Raw genomic sequence first — 16,109 nt, 5'->3', positions numbered from 1 at the left:
CATTCTCGCTCAGCGCGGTCGCGGGTCAGGCGTCCGCCACCGCCGCCTTGCGGGCCGTCCCGTCGGGCCGGGCGGCCGACTCCGCGCCGGACGGCTCCGCGCCGACCGGTCCGCCGGGCCCGCCGGCCGCGACCTTGCCGGGCAGCAGGACCCAGGCCAGCAGCGCGCCGACCGCGGTGATCCCGGCGGAGAGCCCGGCCACCACGTGCATGGCGTGGATGAAGGAGTCGTTGGCCGGGCCGATCAGCTCCTTGCCCCGGTCGCCGAGCCGGGCGGCGACCGCCAGGGTGGCCTCCAGCGACTCGCCGGCCTTCTCCCGCAGCTCCGGGGCGGGCAGCCGGGCGAGCTCGTCGGACATCCCGTCGCGGTAGACGGTGGAGAGCACCGCGCCGAGCACCGCGACCCCGAGCGAGCCGCCGACCTGGCGGAAGGTGTTGTTGACCGCCGAGCCGGCGCCCGCCTTCTCGCGCGGCAGCGAGCCCATGATCGCGACGGTGATCGGCGGCATGACGTGCGCCATGCCGGTGCCCATCACCAGGCCGAGCACGACCAGCACCCAGATCGGGGTGGTGGCGCCCAGCAGCAGGTAGCCGAGGAACCCGGCCGCGATGAACAGCATGCCGACGGCGCAGGTGGCGCGGACGCCGAAGCGGTCGACCACCAGCCGGGCGCGCGGGGCGAACACCAGCTGGGCCGCGGCCAGCGGCAGCATCAGCACGCCGGCCTCCAGCGCGCTGTAGCCGCGCACGCTCTGGGTGTAGAAGACGCCGAAGAACGAGACGCCCATCAGCGCGAAGAAGACCACGCCGATCACCACCACCGAGGCGCTGAACACCTTGTTGCGGAACCAGTTGACGTCCAGCGCGGGGTACGCGGTGCGGCGCTCGAAGAGCACGAAGGCGGTCAGCGCCAGCAGGCCGACGAGCACCGGGCCCCAGGCCCCGACGGCGGTGAAGTCGGCCAGCTCGCCGCCCTTGATGATGCCGTAGATCAGCGCCACCAGGCCGATGATGGACAGCAGCACGCCGACCGGGTCCATCCGGCCCGGGTTCGGGTCCTTGGACTCGGGGACCAGCAGCGTCATCGCGATCAGCGCCACGACGACGATCGGGACGTTGACCAGGAAGACCGAGCCCCACCAGAAGTGCTCGATCAGCAGGCCTCCGGTGATCGGGCCGATCGCGATGGCCAGGCCGACGGCGCCGGCCCAGATGCCGATCGCCTTGGGCTGCTCGGAGCGCTCGAAGACGTTCATGATGATGGCGAGCGTGGCCGGCATGGCCAGCGCGCCGCCGACGCCCATCAGCGCGCGGTAGCCGATCAGCTCGCCCGGCGTGCTGGCGAGCGCGGAGAGCAGCGAGGCGAGGCCGAAGACGGCCATGCCGGCCAGCAGGGCCCGCTTGCGGCCGAACCGGTCGCCGAGCAGGCCGGAGGTGAACAGCAGCCCGGCGAAGACCAGGGTGTAGGAGTTGATCGACCACTCCAGATCGCTCTGGCTGGCGCCGATGCCGGTGGGCGCCGGGGACGCGATGGTCTTCATCGCGACGTTGAGGATCGAGTTGTCGAGCACGACGACGAGCAGGGCGAGCACCAGGGTGCACAGGATCGCCCAGCGGCGGCGGTGGATGGCTTCCGGCACACGGGGTGGCGCGGCTGCGGTGGTCATGGGTTCTTCCCGTCGTGGTACGGCGTGGTGCGCGTGGCGCAGGTGCGGCGTGGCACGGGCGGGCATTTCGAGCCGCGTTCGTCTCGTAAACCCCCCGTGGTCAGCCTAGCGGGATTTTCGATACGAGACGAATCCGTATCGTAAAGCGGTGGCAAAGACCGCCGGCCCCCCGGCGGCGGGCCGCGCAAGCGGAGTGGCACCCGCCCCTTTTGCAGCCGCGCCGGGCCGTGCAAGCATGGAGGTGATCCGGGGACGCCGCACGGCGCCACGAGACGACAACTTTCAGGAGTCCGTTCGATGAACGCTTCTTCGCCTTCGCCTGCCCAGAAGCAGGCGACGACGCCCACCTCCCTCTACGGTGGGGTCACCAACCGCCGCGTGACCGTCCGCGACCTCGCCGCCGCCAAGCAGCGCGGCGAGAAGTGGTCCATGCTGACCGCCTACGACGCCCTCACCGCCGGCGTCTTCGACGAGGCCGGCACCCCCGTCCTGCTGGTCGGCGACTCCGCCGGCAACTGCCACCTCGGCTACGAGACCACCGTGCCGGTGACCATGGACCAGATGGTCATGCTCGCCGCCGCCGTCGTCCGCGGCACCAAGCGGGCCATGATCGTCGCCGACCTGCCGTTCGGCTCGTACCAGGAGTCCCCGGCCCAGGCGATGCACAACGCCGCCCGGCTGATGAAGGACGCCGGGGTCGGCGCGGTCAAGCTGGAGGGCGGCGAGCGCAGCGCCCGCTCGATCGAGCTGCTGGTCGAGGCGGGCGTCCCGGTGATGGCCCACATCGGCCTCACCCCGCAGTCCGTGCACGCCCTCGGCGGCTACCCCGTCCAGGGCCGCGGCGACGAGGCCGCCCACCAGCTGCTGCGCGACGCCAAGGCGGTGCAGCAGGCCGGCGCCTTCGCGGTCGTGCTGGAGGCGGTGCCCGCCGAGCTGGCCGGACAGGTCACCGAGCAGCTCGCCGTCCCCACCGTCGGCATCGGCGCCGGGGCCGACTGCGACGCCCAGGTCCTGGTCTGGACCGACTTCGCCGGGATGACGGCGGGCCGGGTGCCCAAGTTCGTCAAGCAGTACGCCGACCTGCGGGCCGTCCTCGGCGACGCCGCCCGCGCCTTCGCCGAGGACGTGCGCACCAGCGCCTTCCCGGCGGCGGAGCACACCTTCCACTGACGCCGCGGGCGCCGTCCGGGGCCCGGCCACGGCCGGGCCGGGCCCCGGACGACAGCGGCGTGACAGCGGGCCGACAGCGCGCCTCCGCCCCGGCGCAGCCCTGACAGCGGGCTGACAGCCGGGGCGGACAGCCTTGGGGCATGACACGAATCTCCACCGCCCCGAACGACCGGGGGCCCGCCGCGGGGAACGCCGTCGAGGTCCACGGCATCGTCAAGCACTTCGGCACCACCAAGGCGCTCGACGGAGTCGACCTCACCGTGCGCGAGGGCACCGTCCTCGGTGTGCTCGGCCCCAACGGCGCGGGCAAGACCACCCTGGTCCGCGTCCTGTCCACGCTCATCAAGCCCGACGCCGGCACCGCCTTCGTCGGCGGCTACGACGTCCTGCGCCAGCCCAAGCAGCTGCGCCGCACCATCGGCCTCACCGGCCAGTACGCCTCCGTCGACGAACTGCTCTCCGGCTACGAGAACCTCTACCTCATCGGCCGGCTGCTCGACCTCTCCCGCAAGGACGCCAAGGCCCGCGCCGCCGAGCTGCTGGAGCGCTTCTCGCTCACCGAGGCCGCCAAGCGGCCCGCCAAGACCTACTCCGGCGGCATGCGCCGCCGCCTCGACCTGGCCGCCTCGATGATCGGCCGGCCCAAGGTGCTCTACCTGGACGAGCCCACCACCGGCCTCGACCCGCGCACCCGCAACGAGGTCTGGGACGAGGTGCAGCGGATGGTCACCGAGGGCTCCACCGTGCTGCTCACCACCCAGTACATGGAGGAGGCCGAGCAGCTCGCCGGCGAGCTGACGGTCATCGACCGCGGCCGGGTGATCGCCGCCGGCGGCGTGACCGAGCTCAAGGCCCAGGTCGGCGGCCGCACCCTGCAGGTCCGCCCGGTGCACCCGGCCGAGCTGCCCGAGATGGCCCGCTGCCTCCAGGACACCGGCATCACCGCGACCTTCTCCGCCGACACCGGCCTGCTCTCGGTGCCGCTCACCGCCGACGAGCAGCTGACCACCGTCATCGGCGTGCTCGGCACCCGCGGCTTCGCGGTCGCCGGCATCGACACCAAGCTGCCCAGCCTCGACGAGGTCTTCCTCACCATCACCGGCAAGCCCGCGGACCGCCCGGCGCCCGCGGACACCGCCCCCAGCCTCGCCAAGGAGCCCGTCGCATGACCACCGCCACGCTCGCCCCCGTCCGGGCCGAGGACACCGGGATCGGCCTGTCCGGCCACCTGCGGCACGTCGGCGCGCTGACCCGCCGCAACCTGATGCGGATCAAGGCCGATCCGGAGTCGATGTTCGACGCCATCCTGATGCCGGTCATCTTCACCGTGCTGTTCGTCTACGTCTTCGGCGGCGCGATCTCCGGCGGCCAGGACGCCTACAAGCAGTACATGATCCCCGGCCTGCTCGGACAGACCGGCCTCACCCTGGCGATGGCCGTCGGCACCGGCCTCAACAGCGACTTCCAGACCGGCGTGATGGACCGCTTCCGCACCCTGCCGATCGGCCGCTCCTCGGTCCTGCTGTCCAAGATCGCCGCGGAGACCTGCCGGGCGATGCTCTCCTTCACCATCCTGATCGTGTTCTCGCTGATCCTCGGCTTCGAGCTCAAGGGCGGCCTGCTGGAACTGCTGGCGGCCATCGGCCTGTCCCTGGTGTTCGGCATGTCGATCGTGTGGATCTCGATGCTGCTGGGCATGGCGCTGCGCAGCGCCCAGGCCGTCCAGGGAGTCTCCATGCTGGTGCTGATGCCGATGCAGTTCGGCAGCTCGATCTTCGCCCCGACCGACACCATGCCGGGCTGGCTGCAGTCCTTCACCGAGGTGAACCCGCTCTCCGCGCTGGCCGACGCCTGCCGGGCCCTGATGAACGGCCAGGGCGCGGTCGCGCACCCGACCTTCGTCGTCCTGGCCTGGTCGGTCGGCATCACCGCGGTCTTCGCGCCGCTCGCCGTCGCCCGGTTCCGCAAGCGGACCTGAGCGGTGGACGGACGGCGGGACCCCGGGGTGCGCGTGGGGAGCACCTCGGGGTCCGCCCTGTTCCGGCCGGTCGAGCGGTCGGCCTCGCAGTCGGCCGAGCGGTCAGTCGAGCAGCCGGTCGAGCAGGGCGCTGGCCTCCAGCACCGACAGACCGCGGCCCTCGGCGGAGGCCGCCTCGAACAACGGGTCGCCGAGCAGCTCGCGCAGGCTCTCCTCGGCCCGCTCCCGCTCCACCCGGTCGAGGAAGTTGTTGTGGGGCCCGTTCATCCCGGAGTGCGCGCCGAACAGCACGGCGGCCCGCCGGGCCGTGTCGTCGTCCCCGTCGCGCCGGGCGAAGCACTCCAGCACCCCGATCACCGGCGGCAGCATCATCACCGACATCTGCTCGACGAACCCGCTCGCGCTCGACTGCACCGCGCGCAGCAACCGGCGCCCCTCGTGGACCAGTTCGAGCCCGCCCTCCGGGTCCCCGGCGCGGGCGGTGATCCAGCCCCGGGTGACGGTCAGCATCCCGCCGACCACGTCCGGGGCGAACGCGCCGACCCGCGTCCAGCGCAGCGCGTCCAGCTCGGCCAGCGCCGCCTCGTGGTGGCCGCGCACGGCCTGGACCCCGCAGAGCATCAGGTGCCCGAAGAGCAGCGCGCCGTTGGTCGCCTGGTTGTCCCCCGGCTCGATCCCCACCAGCGCCTCGCGGATCCGGCGCTCCCCCTCGTCCAGGTCCTCCTCCAGCATCGCCGAGCCCAGGTGCACCCGCAGCATCGGCACCTCCTGCGGCGCGCCCAGCTCCTCGGCCAGCTCGATCGCCCGCCGGTACGCCTCGACGGCCTCCGCCGAGCGGCCCTGGTTGGCCAGCGACTCGCCGCGCGCGGACAGCGCCTGGGACATCCCCCAGAGGTCGCCGGCCCGGCGGTACAGCTCCAGCGACTCCTCGCCGTCCACGGTGCTCTGCGCCGCCCCGTCCGGCCAGTCGTTCATCATCTTGGCCCGGATCTGCAGGATGAAGGCCAGGTCGCTGGAGTTGCCGTACCGCCGACAGCCCTCCACCGCGTCGTCCAGCAGGTCCTTCATGGCGTCCAGCTGGCCCACCAGGAAGGCGCCGAAGACCCGCATCAGCCCGGGGAAGCGGTAGGCCTGCGGCAGGTCCGGGGTGTAGGCCTCGGTGATCTTGCGGGCCATCGCCACCGCGTCCGGGTCGGCCAGTACGTCGAGGTTGCCCTCGAACAGACTGACCAGCCGGTAGATGACCACCGCCCGGCGCGCCTCGGCGGCCGCCTCCGGCGGCATCGGCAGCGGGTACTCCAGCACGTGCCGGTCCAGCGGCACCGGCCCGGCCTCCGGGCCGAACGGGTCCGGGCCCAGCGCCAGCACCGCCTCGTACCAGCGGCGGGCCTCCCGGCTGAAGCCGCGCAGCGACCAGTACCAGCTCATGCCCAGTGCCAGCACCAGCGCCTCGCCCTCGTCCCGGCGGTCGACGGCCCGGCGCAGCGCGGTCCTGATGTTGTCGTGCTCCCGTTCCAGCACCGCCAGCCAGTGCAGCTGCGCCGGACCGTGGACGTTCAGGTGGGCGGTGCGGACCAGCTCGCGGAAGTGCTCGACGTGCCGGCCCTCGGTCCCGGCGGTCTCCCCCGCCTCGGCCAGCCGCTCGACCGCGTACTCGTGGATGGTCTCCAGCATCCGGTAGCGCGGCGGGCCGTCCCCGTCCAGGTCGGCGACCAGCAGGGACTTGTCGACCAGCGAGAGCAGCAGGTCGGCGACCTCCTCGCCGGGCACCTCGGCACCGTCCGAGCAGACCGCCTCGGCCGCCTCCAGCGTCCAGCCGCCGGCGAACACCGCCAGCCTGCGCAGCACCGCGCGCTCCTGCTTGCCGAGCAGGTCCCAGCTCCAGTCGACCACCGCGCGCAGCGTCTGCTGACGCGGCAGCAGGGTGCGGCTGCCCGCGGTGAGCAGGGCGAACCGGCTGTCCAGCCGGTCGGCGATCTGCCGGGCCGTCATCACCCGCAGCCGGGCGGCGGCCAGTTCGATGGCGAGCGGCAGGCCGTCCAGCCGGTGGCAGATCTCGGCACAGGCCTCCGGGTCGCCCTGCGGGTCGAAGCCGGGGCGGGCGGCGGCGGCCCGCTCGGCCAGCAGCCGCAGCGCGACCGGGTCGGGCAGCGGCTCCACCGGCAGCACGCTCTCCCCCGGCACGCCCAGCGGCTCGCGGCTGGTGGCCAGCACGGTCAGACCGGGGCACTCGGTGAGCAGGCTGTCGACGAGGTCGGCGGCGGACTGGATCAGGTGCTCGCAGTTGTCCAGGACGAGCAGCATCCGGCGGCGCCCGCAGTGCTCGATCAGCCGGCGCACCGGATCGTCGTCGCGGGCCTCGATCACCTCGACGACCATGGTGCTTCCGGTGTGCAGGACGGTCTCGCGCAGGCCGAGCGCCGAGACCACCGCGCCGGGCACCGCGTCCGGGCGCTCCACCGGGGCCAGCTCGGCCAGCCAGACGCCGTCCGGCCAGTGCCCGGCGCCCTGCTCCAGCAGGCCGGCCTCGACCGACAGCCGGGTCTTGCCGGAGCCGCCGGGGCCGGTCAGGGTGACCAGCCGGCTGGCGGCCAGCACCGAGCGCAGCGCGGCGAGGTCGCTCTCCCGGCCGACGAAGCTGGTGAGCCGGCCGCGCAGGTTGCCCGCGGCCCGGGCCGGCGCCGGGGCGGCGGGTACGACGGCGGCCGCGGGCGCCGGTACCGGCTCCGCGGCCGCCGCGGGTGGCGCGGGCACCGGGACGGGAGCCTCGACGGGGGCCAGCAGCTCGGCGTACAGGGCCTGGAGCCGGCGCCCCGGATCGACGCCGAGCTCGTCCGCCAGGGCGCGCCGGGTGCGCTCGTAGTGACGCAGCGCCTCCGCCGTCCGGCCGCTCTCGTGCAGCGCCCGCACCATCAGGTACTGCAGCGGCTCGTCCAGCGGCTGCCCCTCGCACAGCTCGGCGAGCTCGGCCACCAGGCCGGCGGCCCGGCCGAGGCCGAGGTCGGCGGTGATCCGGTGCCGGCGGACCTCCTCGCGCTGCGCCTCCAGCCGGGTGGCCGGGCCGCTGCGGTCGGGCAGGTCGGCGAGCGCCGGGCCGCGCCACAGCGCGAGCGCGGCCCGCAGCCGCTCGGCGGCCTCCGCGTGGTCGCCCCGCTCCAGGGCCCGGCGGCCCTCGTCGGCCAGCCGCTGGAACTCGGCGAGGTCGGTGGCCGGGTCGGTCAGCCAGTACCCGGCCGGGCCGGAGCCCACCCGGTCCCGGCCGATGGTCCGGCGCAGCCGGCCGACCAGGGTCTGCAGCGCCGCCGAGGAGTCCTGCGGCGGCTCGGCGTCCCACACCTCGTCGGCCAACAGGTCGGCCGGCACCGGCCGCCCCTGCCGCAGGGCCAGCGCGGTGAGCAGGGCGCGCAGCCGCGCGCCGCCGAGCGGGACCGGGGTGCCGTCGTCGTGGTGGGCGGTGGTGGTGCCGAGGATGCCGTAGTGCACCGCTCCATTCTGGTGGATCGGCGCCGTCCCCCACGCACATTTGTCCGGTCCTCCACCCTGACCCGACCCTGACCGGACCCTGATCGCCGGGCCCGGCCGGAACCGGTGCCGGCTTCCGTCCGTTCATCCGGGGCGGCTTGTCCGCGGCGGGCCCGCCCGGCATGATCGGCCTCTGCCCAGTCCCATGCGACCCCGACCACCGGAGCACCCACACCATGACCTTCGCCGCCACGCAGCGCTCCCGCAGCGAGGACCGCCGGATCAGTCCGGTGTTCTGGGCGCTGCTCGCGATCCTCGTCACCTCCGCCGTGGCGGTCTACCAGGGATACGGCAACGCCCGCTTCGGCGTCTTCCTGTTCGTGGTGGCCGGCTGGATGGTCTCGCTCTGCCTGCACGAGTACGCGCACGCGCGGACCGCGCTGCACGGCGGCGACATCAGCGTCGGCGCCAAGGGCTACCTGACCCTCAACCCGTTCAAGTACGCCAACGCGCTGCTCAGCTTCGTGCTGCCGATCGTCTTCGTGCTGCTCGGCGGCATCGGCCTGCCCGGCGGCGCGGTCTGGATCGAGCGGCACCGGGTGCACGGGCGGCTCAAGCACAGCCTGATCTCGGCCGCCGGTCCGCTGGTGAACCTGCTCGCCGCCGTGCTGCTGCTGGTCCCGGTCGGCGCGGGCTGGCTGGACGACCCGGCGGTGCACGCGGTCTGGAACGGCTACGAGCTGAACGTCTCGCCGTTCGCGCTGGCGCTGGGCTTCCTCGGCATGCTGCAGCTGAGCGCGACCCTGCTCAACCTGCTGCCGGTGCCCGGCCTGGACGGCTACGGGATCGTCGAGCCGTGGCTGTCGCTCAAGACCCGGCGGGCGATCGAGCCGTTCGCGCCGTACGGCATGCTGGCCGTCTTCGCGCTGCTCTGGCAGCCGGAGGTGAACCACTGGTTCTTCGAGGCCGTGTACGGCGTGATGGACCTGCTGGGCGTCGACCGCGCCTACCCGCAGGTGGGCCACGAGCTGTTCACGTTCTGGAAGGACTGACCGGGCAGGTCAGGACTGCTCGGCGGCCGCCCGGGCCAGCTTCTCGCGGCGCACGTTCATCCAGAGCACGTTGCTGGCGATGCCCGCCATCGGCAGCCAGATCAGGCCGAGCCACCAGCCCTGCACCAGCGAGACCACGGCGGCGGCCAGGGCGAGAACGGCGACGATCGAGGCGAGGACGGACGTGCGGGGCATGGCTGCTGACTCCTGGGGCCGGTGGACGGACGGCCCCCATTGTCGCCGACCTCACCTCCGGACCGGGTCCAGGGGTGAGGTCGGCGCGTCAGTGATCAGACGTCGGTGATCCGCAGGCCGGCGTGGGCCTTGTAGCGGCGGTTGACCGAGATGAGGTTCGCCACCAGCGACTCCACCTGGTGCGCGTTGCGCAGCCGGCCCGCGAAGACGCCGCGCATCCCGGGGATCCGCCCGGCCAGCGCCTGCACGATGTCGGTGGCGGCCCGCTCCTCGCCGAGCACCATCACGTCGGTGTCGATCCGCTCGATCGACTCGTCCTGCAGCAGCACCGCCGACAGGTGGTGGAAGGCGGCGGTCACCCGGGAGTCCGGCAGCAGGGCGGCGGCCTGCTGGGCGGCGCTGCCCTCCTCCGGGACGAGCGCGTAGGCGCCCTGCTTGTCGAAGCCCAGCGGGTTGACGCAGTCCACCACGATCTTGCCGGCCAGTTCCTCGCGGAGGGCGCTGAGCGTGGCGCCGTGGCCGTCCCAGGGCACGGCGACGATCACGATGTCGCTCTCGCGAGCGGTGGCGGAGTTGTCGGCGCCGCGCACGCCGTGGCCGATCGCGTCCGCCGAGGCCTGCGCGCGGGCGGCGTCGCGCGAGCCGATGATCACCTGCTGGCCTGCCTTGGCCAGCCGCAGGGCCAGCCCCCGCCCCTGGTCGCCGGTGCCGCCGAGGACACCGACCACGAGCTGTGAGACGTCCGGCAGCTCATGGGCCGGGTTTGTCGCTGAATCGAGGGAAGTCATGGGCCGATCCTGCCAACTGCCGCCCCTCCGCGTCATCCTGTCGGCCATGGACGCGGTGAGAGTTTCGGCACTACGGGAACAACTGACCGGAACCGGCTGGCTGGAGACCGTCGGCGGCTTCGCCGGTGAGCTGCGGCGGGCGGTCTCCCGGCGCGGCGCGGGCGACCTGCTGCTGGTCGGCACCGAGGCGTACGAGCCCTGGCACCTGGCCGCCCATCTGAAGGACGAGGCCGCCTGGTCGGACGTGCCCCGGCTGGCCCCGACCCTGTTGCGGCACCGGGTCCCGGCGCAGGCGCCTGCCCATCTGGCGCACGGCCTGGGGCTGTTGACGGAGGCCGGGCGCGGGGCGACCGTGCTGGTGGTCGCGCCGACGGCGGCCGGGGCGACGCTGCTGGAGCGGGTGCACGACGCCCGCCGGCACGGCGCGGCGGTGCTGGCGCTGGACGGTGCCGGGCCGGACGGTGCCGGGCCGGACGGTGTCGGACCGGACGGTGCCGCCGGGTCGAACGGTCCGGCCGCACCCGCCGGGCGCGCCGGGATCACCGGGCTCACCGACCTGGCCGGGCTGGCGCACCGGCGGCTGGCCGTGGGCACGGCCGAGGAGGAGCCGTTCGACCTGGCCCAGCACCTGCTCAGCGCCGCCGCCGGGGAGCGGCCCGGGCGGCGCCCGGTGCTGGACCGGCTGGTGGCGCTGCTCACGGCGGGGCCGACGGCCAGCCGCTGGTAGGGCGGGCGGAGGGAGCGGGCGGAGGGAGCGGGCGGAGGGAAAATCCGTTGCGGGCCGGCCGGACGCCGCCGCAGGATGGTCGCTCGTGAACAACGCCGACCCGCCCCCGACCGGTCGGGCGAACTCCCTGCTGCGCGCGGTCACCCCCGATCTCTCGCCCTGGCGCTCCTCCCGGGACTTCCGCCTGCTCTGGCTCTCCGGCTGTGTGACCAGCTTCGGCAGCTTCCTCACGTACGTCGCCGTACCGCTGCAGATCAAGGAGTTGACCGGCTCGTCCTTCGCGGTCGGCCTGGTCGGCGCCTTCGAGCTGGTCCCGCTGATCGTCTTCGGCCTCTGGGGCGGCGCCCTCGCCGACGCCCTGGACCGCCGCCGCCTGGTGCTGTTCGCCGAGGCCGGCCTCGGCCTGCTCAGCGTGCTGCTGCTGGTCAACGCCCTGCTGCCGACGCCCGTGCTGTGGCCCGTCTACCTGGTGGCCGCGCTGGTCGCCGCCGCCGACGGCCTGCAGCGGCCGTCGCTGGACGCCCTCACCCCCCGGGTCGTGCGGCACGACCAGCTGGCCGCCGCCTTCGCCCTCAACTCCCTCTACCGCAACGTCGGTTCGGTGGCCGGACCGGCGCTGGCGGGCGTCGTGGTGACCTTCGCCGGGGTGAAGACCGCGTACGCGCTGGACGTCGCCACCTTCGGCGCCTCGCTGCTGCTGCTCGCCCGGATCCGCGCCGTCCCGCCGCCGACCGGCGCCGACAAGCCGTCGGCGCAGGCGGTGCTCACCGGGATCCGGTACGCGTGGAGCCGCAAGGACCTGCTGGGCACCTACGCGATCGACCTGTGCGCGATGCTGTTCGCCTTCCCGGTGGCGATCTTCCCCTTCCTGGCCGCCGAGTTGCACGCCGACTGGGCGCTCGGCCCGATGTACGCCGCCTCGGCGGCCGGCGCCCTGCTGGTCTCGGTCACCAGCGGCTGGGCGTCCCGGATCCACCGGCACGGCCGGCTGCTGCTGGCCGCCGCGGTCGGCTGGGGCGCGGCGATCGCACTGGCCGGGCTGTCCGGCTCGGTCTGGTGGGTACTGCTCTGCCTGGCACTGGCCGGGGGCGCCGACGAGATCAGCGGCCTCGCCCGCTCCACGCTGTGGAACCAGTCGATCCCGGACGGGCTGCGCGGCCGAATGGCCGGGGTCGAGCTGCTCAGCTACTCGGTCGGGCCGCAGCTCGGCCAGGTCCGGGCGGGCGGCATGGCCGGGCTGGTCGGCGTCCGGGCCTCGGTGTGGGTCGGCGGCGTCGCCTGCGTGGTGGGCGTGCTGGCGCTGGCCACCGCGCTGCCGCGGCTGCTCTCCTACGACGACCGCACCGATCCGCACGCGGCCGCCGTCCGCGCGGAGCACGAGCGGGCGGCGGCGGAGCGCGAGGCCGCCGAAGGGGCGGCGGCGGAGCAGGCGGCGGGCGCGTCCTGACCCGCTACTCGCCGGGCGCGCCGTCCGGCCTGTCGGTCCAGCGCGGGTCGTTCGTCCACTCCCGGTTGCGCAGCTCGGCGGTCTCCAGCGCGTGCGCCGCCTCCTCTCGGGTGGCGTACGGGCCGAGGCGGTCCTTCGCCGGGCACTCCGGCCCCTCCTCGACCTTGCCGTGCTTGATGCAGTAGAACCACTCGCCGGGCCGGCCGGTCGGCTTGTTGCGACGGAATCCCAGGGGCATGGTGTGGTCACCTCCGTGTCGGCGGTCGCGGCTCGCGTTCCCCGCGTCGCCCCGATCATTCCCCGCGACGGGGCCGTCCGCACACCCGCCCCGGGCACGGCGGCCGGCCACGGCGCCCGGCCACGGCGTGCGGGCCCCGCCAACTAGACTCGCCGCCATGGCACTCGTTCCCGGCATCCAGTCCCCCACCCGCAAGGTCCCGGCGCACATCGCGCGGCCCGAGTACGTCGGACGGCCCGCCCCGGCGCCGTACACCGGGCCCGAGGTGCAGACCGCCGAGACCGTCGAGAAGATGCGGATCGCCGGTGGGATCGCCGCCCGGGCGATGGCCGAGGCGGCCAAGCTGATCGCGCCCGGCGTCACCACGGACGCGCTGGACGCGGTCGCCCACACGTACATGTGCGACCACGGCGCCTACCCGTCCGACCTCGGCTACCGGGGCTTCCCCAAGTCGGTCTGCACCTCGATCAACGAGGTCATCTGCCACGGCATCCCGGACTCGACCGTCCTCCAGGACGGTGACATCGTCAACATCGACGCCACCGCGTACATCCACGGGGTGCACGGCGACCTCAACGCCACCTACCCGGTCGGCGACGTGGACGAGGAGTCCCGGCTGCTGGTCGAGCGGACCCGGGAATCGCTCGACCGGGCGATCAAGGCGGTCAAGCCCGGCCGCCGGATCAACGTCATCGGCCGGGTCATCGAGTCCTACGCCAAGCGGTTCGACTACGGCGTGGTGCGGGACTTCACCGGCCACGGCATCAACACGTCGTTCCACTCCGGCCTGATCGTCCCGCACTACGACAGCGAGCGGGCGACCGAGGTGATCAAGCCGGGCATGACGTTCACCATCGAGCCGATGCTGACCCTGGGCACCTACGACTACGAGATCTGGCCGGACGGCTGGACCGTGGTCACCAAGGACCGCAAGCGCACCGCCCAGTTCGAGCACACGCTGGTCGTCACGGCGGACGGCGCGGAGATCCTCACCCTGCCGTAGCCGTAGCCGTAGCCGTAGCCGCGGCCGGGCCGACGGGCGCCGTCACCCGATGAGCCACTGCTCCTCGGCGACGGCGCCCACCTCGGTACAGGCGTCGGTCAGCACGTCCAGCACGCGCAGCGGGTCGGGCAGCGGCTGCTCGGGCCCGCGCAGCCACCGCACCTCGGAGCCGTCCGGCAGCGCGGCCGGCGGCAGCAGGGTGTACGAGCCGCGGCAGTGCCAGCGCAGCCCCGGGTGCTCGGACATGGTGTCCGGCGTGGAGTCCAGGGCGCTCGGCCACCACTCGTCCTCGTCCACCGGGGTGCCCCGGGTGGCGGTGAAGAAGAGGTAGCGGTCCTCGCCGACGGCGGCCACCGGGCCCTCGACGCCGAGCGCGGCCAGCCGCTCCAGGGCGAGCCGCCCGGCCTCGGCCGGCACGTCCAGCACGTCGTGGACGCGGCCGGTGGCGGTGATGAAGTTGGCCTGCGGATCGCGGGAGATCCAGCGGGCGAGCTGCTCGGGATCGGTGGTGGCCTGGGTCTGCCAGGCGAAGGAGACCGGGTGCTGGGCGGGAGCCGGACAGGCCACCCGGTCACAGGAACAGCGGTAGCCGGCCGGATGCGCGGCGGGGGCGAGCGGGAACCCGGCGCGGACCGCGCCGAGCAGCTGGTCCAGTCTGGCGGCGGGGCTGTCCGCGGCCGCCGACCGTCCCCGCTCACGATCACGCTTCTGCCACCAGGCCGTCCACCTGCCGCCGGATTCCATCGGGCCCCTTCCGCGCATTGCCGTGCCTGGTGTGACACAGCGTTCGACGTACCACTCCGACGCAACGCACGGCGCCCCCCGCTGCTTCCCGGGTGGTGCTCTGCCCTGCAGTCCCGCGCCCTGCCGGCCGGAGCCGGGGTTGCCGGACGGCCGACGCCGGGGTCACGGTACGGAGTCACTGCGGCACGACGGCTGCGGCTCGGCGGCCTGGCGGGCACGTGGAGGTGCGCCTCGCCCGGCCCGTACGGGCCCGCTGACCCGGGTGGACCCCGAGGGCGTAACAGGAAGGATAAGGGTGCGCGGGCCCTGTGGATGACCGGGGGCGGTGCCTCTCCGGTCACACCCCGGCCACCCGCCCCCCACACCGCCTCCTCCGCCGCGGCACACCGCGGCGGGGTGAGACCCTGGTGGGGTGAAGAGCGCGGACACCGAATTCGTCGGCGGCCCCCTGGACGGCCGGATCCTCCCCATCCCGCTGGGGCCGATGTACGGCGTGCCCAAGAAGTACACCGTGCCGGTCCCTTCGCACGGGGACACCCCGGCGCGCACACTGGTGTACGTCCGGGCCAAGCAGCAGCGGGGCGCCCGCTGGTACTGGCGCTACGAGTACGACGAGGCGGCCACCGCCCGCGCCTCCGGGTGACGGCCGCCTCCCTTCGCGGGAGGACGGCGATGGCGAGAACCGTACGGCACCCCAGGACCCGGGCCCAGGCCGCGGCGCACCACAACCGGCAGGTGGCCGCGGTCACGGCCGGCCTGCTGGTGGTGGTCAGCGCCTACAGCGCGGTGCTCGGCTCCAACGGCTGGCTCTGGTTCGGCTGGACGGTGCTGCTGCTCGCGTGCGTGGCGCTGTTCGCCGTCCGCCCCTGAGCAGCAGCACCCCGGACCTCGCCGTGGCCGGTACCGGTGCCGGTACCGGCCAGGCGTCCGCCACCGGTCAGGCGTCCTCGGCGAGGATCAGGTACAGCTTCTTACGGGTCTCGTTGAGCACCTCGAGGCCCTTGGCCCGCTGCGCCTCGCTGCCCGTCGCCATGACCTGCCGGACGGCGTTCTCCACGGCGCCGAGCGCCTGGCCGACCTCCTGGACCGCGGCCCAGTCGACCTCCTGGCCCGCCTCGGCCCACGGCTCGTCCGGCCCGGCCTCGGCCTCGGTGCGGCCCGCCTCGGTGAGCGAGACCAGCCGCTTGCCGCCGGTCTCCTCGGCCGTGACCAGGCCCTCCTCCTCCAGCAGCTGGAGGGTCGGGTAGACCGAACCGGGGCTCGGCCGCCACGCCCCGCCGGACCGCTCGGCGATCTCGGCGATCATCTCGTAGCCGTGCATCGGCCGCTCCCTCAGCAGCGCCAGCAGCGAGGCCCGCACGTCCCCGCGCCGGGCCCGCCCACCGCGCCGCCCACGGACCCACGGCGGCGGACCGCCGAAGCCGCCCCGGGCCCACGGCGGGCCCGGCCGCCCACCCGGCCCGCCGCCGAACGGCGGCGGCCCGAAGGGGCCGAACGCCCCCCGGCCCTCGTAGCGCTCGCCGGGCATCCCGACGAACTCCGGCCCCGGGCGGCAGCCGCCGGGACCTCCCTCTCCACGGAATCGTCCTGGGCGCATCGCACCCACCTCCCGATCGGGCCGCTCCGAGGCGGCCCCTAG

Annotated in this window: 16 protein-coding genes; 9 read left to right on the top strand and 7 right to left on the bottom strand. The window is 74.2% G+C overall.

The genetic code is table 11. The annotated features are described in order from the left end of the window. Window positions 1-25: 25 nt before the first annotated feature. Window positions 26-1,666 carry an MFS transporter gene (locus ACFVFS_RS27440; RefSeq protein WP_380627376.1) on the bottom strand — a complete coding sequence of 547 codons (1,641 nt, stop codon included), beginning with the start codon at window positions 1,664-1,666 and terminating at the stop codon, window positions 26-28. Between the two features lie 297 nt (window positions 1,667-1,963). Between ACFVFS_RS27440 and panB the strand changes: the two genes are divergently transcribed. The 3 genes from panB (at window position 1,964) to ACFVFS_RS27425 (ending at window position 4,814) form a co-directional block, all read left to right on the top strand. Beyond that, window positions 1,964-2,836, top strand: coding sequence for a 3-methyl-2-oxobutanoate hydroxymethyltransferase (gene panB / locus ACFVFS_RS27435; protein WP_380627375.1), 873 nt, complete (start codon window positions 1,964-1,966; stop codon window positions 2,834-2,836). Window positions 2,837-2,976: 140 nt separating this feature from the next. Further along, window positions 2,977-4,005 (top strand): ATP-binding cassette domain-containing protein, encoded by a 1,029-nt coding sequence (locus ACFVFS_RS27430; protein WP_380627374.1) that lies wholly within the window; start codon window positions 2,977-2,979, stop codon window positions 4,003-4,005. Next, entirely contained in the window at window positions 4,002-4,814 is an 813-nt protein-coding gene (locus ACFVFS_RS27425) for an ABC transporter permease (protein ID WP_380627373.1), read from the top strand. Before ACFVFS_RS27430 ends, ACFVFS_RS27425 begins: the two co-directional genes overlap by 4 nt. A gap of 102 nt (window positions 4,815-4,916) precedes the next feature. Here ACFVFS_RS27425 and ACFVFS_RS27420 read toward each other — a convergent pair whose 3' ends face one another. Next, window positions 4,917-8,297: a BTAD domain-containing putative transcriptional regulator gene (locus ACFVFS_RS27420; protein ID WP_380627372.1), complete on the bottom strand. Its 3,381-nt coding sequence runs from the start codon at window positions 8,295-8,297 to the stop codon at window positions 4,917-4,919. Window positions 8,298-8,512: 215 nt separating this feature from the next. Here ACFVFS_RS27420 and ACFVFS_RS27415 point away from each other — a divergent pair, with 215 nt between their 5' ends. After that, entirely contained in the window at window positions 8,513-9,328 is an 816-nt protein-coding gene (locus tag ACFVFS_RS27415) for a site-2 protease family protein (RefSeq protein ID WP_380627371.1), read from the top strand. Between the two features lie 9 nt (window positions 9,329-9,337). Here ACFVFS_RS27415 and ACFVFS_RS27410 read toward each other — a convergent pair whose 3' ends face one another. Together ACFVFS_RS27410 and npdG are read right to left on the bottom strand one after the other, a co-directional pair. After that, on the bottom strand, window positions 9,338-9,523 hold the full coding sequence (locus tag ACFVFS_RS27410; protein WP_380295165.1) for a hypothetical protein: 186 nt from the start codon (window positions 9,521-9,523) through the stop codon (window positions 9,338-9,340). Between the two features lie 95 nt (window positions 9,524-9,618). Continuing rightward, window positions 9,619-10,311 carry an NADPH-dependent F420 reductase gene (npdG, locus tag ACFVFS_RS27405; RefSeq protein ID WP_380627370.1) on the bottom strand — a complete coding sequence of 231 codons (693 nt, stop codon included), beginning with the start codon at window positions 10,309-10,311 and terminating at the stop codon, window positions 9,619-9,621. Window positions 10,312-10,357: 46 nt separating this feature from the next. On the opposite strand from npdG, the gene ACFVFS_RS27400 reads away from it, so the two are divergent. After that, window positions 10,358-11,038 (top strand): hypothetical protein, encoded by a 681-nt coding sequence (locus ACFVFS_RS27400; RefSeq protein WP_380627369.1) that lies wholly within the window; start codon window positions 10,358-10,360, stop codon window positions 11,036-11,038. A gap of 85 nt (window positions 11,039-11,123) precedes the next feature. Beyond that, window positions 11,124-12,485: an MFS transporter gene (locus tag ACFVFS_RS27395; RefSeq protein ID WP_380627368.1), complete on the top strand. Its 1,362-nt coding sequence runs from the start codon at window positions 11,124-11,126 to the stop codon at window positions 12,483-12,485. 4 nt (window positions 12,486-12,489) lie between these two features. Here the strand turns inward: ACFVFS_RS27395 and ACFVFS_RS27390 are convergent, their stop codons facing one another. After that, a complete protein-coding gene (locus tag ACFVFS_RS27390) occupies window positions 12,490-12,723 on the bottom strand; it encodes a hypothetical protein (RefSeq protein WP_380627367.1) in 234 nt (77 codons plus the stop codon). Window positions 12,724-12,880: 157 nt separating this feature from the next. Between ACFVFS_RS27390 and map the strand changes: the two genes are divergently transcribed. Beyond that, window positions 12,881-13,726 carry a type I methionyl aminopeptidase gene (map, locus tag ACFVFS_RS27385; protein ID WP_380627366.1) on the top strand — a complete coding sequence of 282 codons (846 nt, stop codon included), beginning with the start codon at window positions 12,881-12,883 and terminating at the stop codon, window positions 13,724-13,726. A 42-nt stretch (window positions 13,727-13,768) separates the two neighbouring features. On the opposite strand, the gene ACFVFS_RS27380 is transcribed toward map, so the two are convergent. Further along, window positions 13,769-14,470, bottom strand: a complete 702-nt coding sequence (locus ACFVFS_RS27380; RefSeq protein WP_380627365.1) for a bifunctional DNA primase/polymerase — start codon at window positions 14,468-14,470, stop codon at window positions 13,769-13,771. 412 nt (window positions 14,471-14,882) lie between these two features. Between ACFVFS_RS27380 and ACFVFS_RS27375 the strand changes: the two genes are divergently transcribed. Next, window positions 14,883-15,113: a hypothetical protein gene (locus ACFVFS_RS27375; RefSeq protein ID WP_344336388.1), complete on the top strand. Its 231-nt coding sequence runs from the start codon at window positions 14,883-14,885 to the stop codon at window positions 15,111-15,113. Window positions 15,114-15,142: 29 nt separating this feature from the next. Beyond that, complete coding sequence (locus ACFVFS_RS27370; RefSeq protein ID WP_380627364.1) at window positions 15,143-15,340, top strand: hypothetical protein; 198 nt, start codon at window positions 15,143-15,145, stop codon at window positions 15,338-15,340. Window positions 15,341-15,407: 67 nt separating this feature from the next. Here the strand turns inward: ACFVFS_RS27370 and ACFVFS_RS27365 are convergent, their stop codons facing one another. Further along, the gene (locus ACFVFS_RS27365) at window positions 15,408-16,067 is read right to left on the bottom strand and encodes a PadR family transcriptional regulator (protein WP_380627363.1); all 660 of its coding nucleotides are present in this window, start codon (window positions 16,065-16,067) and stop codon (window positions 15,408-15,410) included. Window positions 16,068-16,109 lie beyond the last annotated feature (42 nt).

The sequence above is a fragment of the Kitasatospora sp. NPDC057692 genome (assembly GCF_042799475.1).
Lineage (GTDB): Bacteria > Actinomycetota > Actinomycetes > Streptomycetales > Streptomycetaceae > Kitasatospora.
The sequence above is the reverse complement of the archived record's forward strand: the minus strand, read 5'-3'. Positions and strand labels throughout refer to the sequence as shown.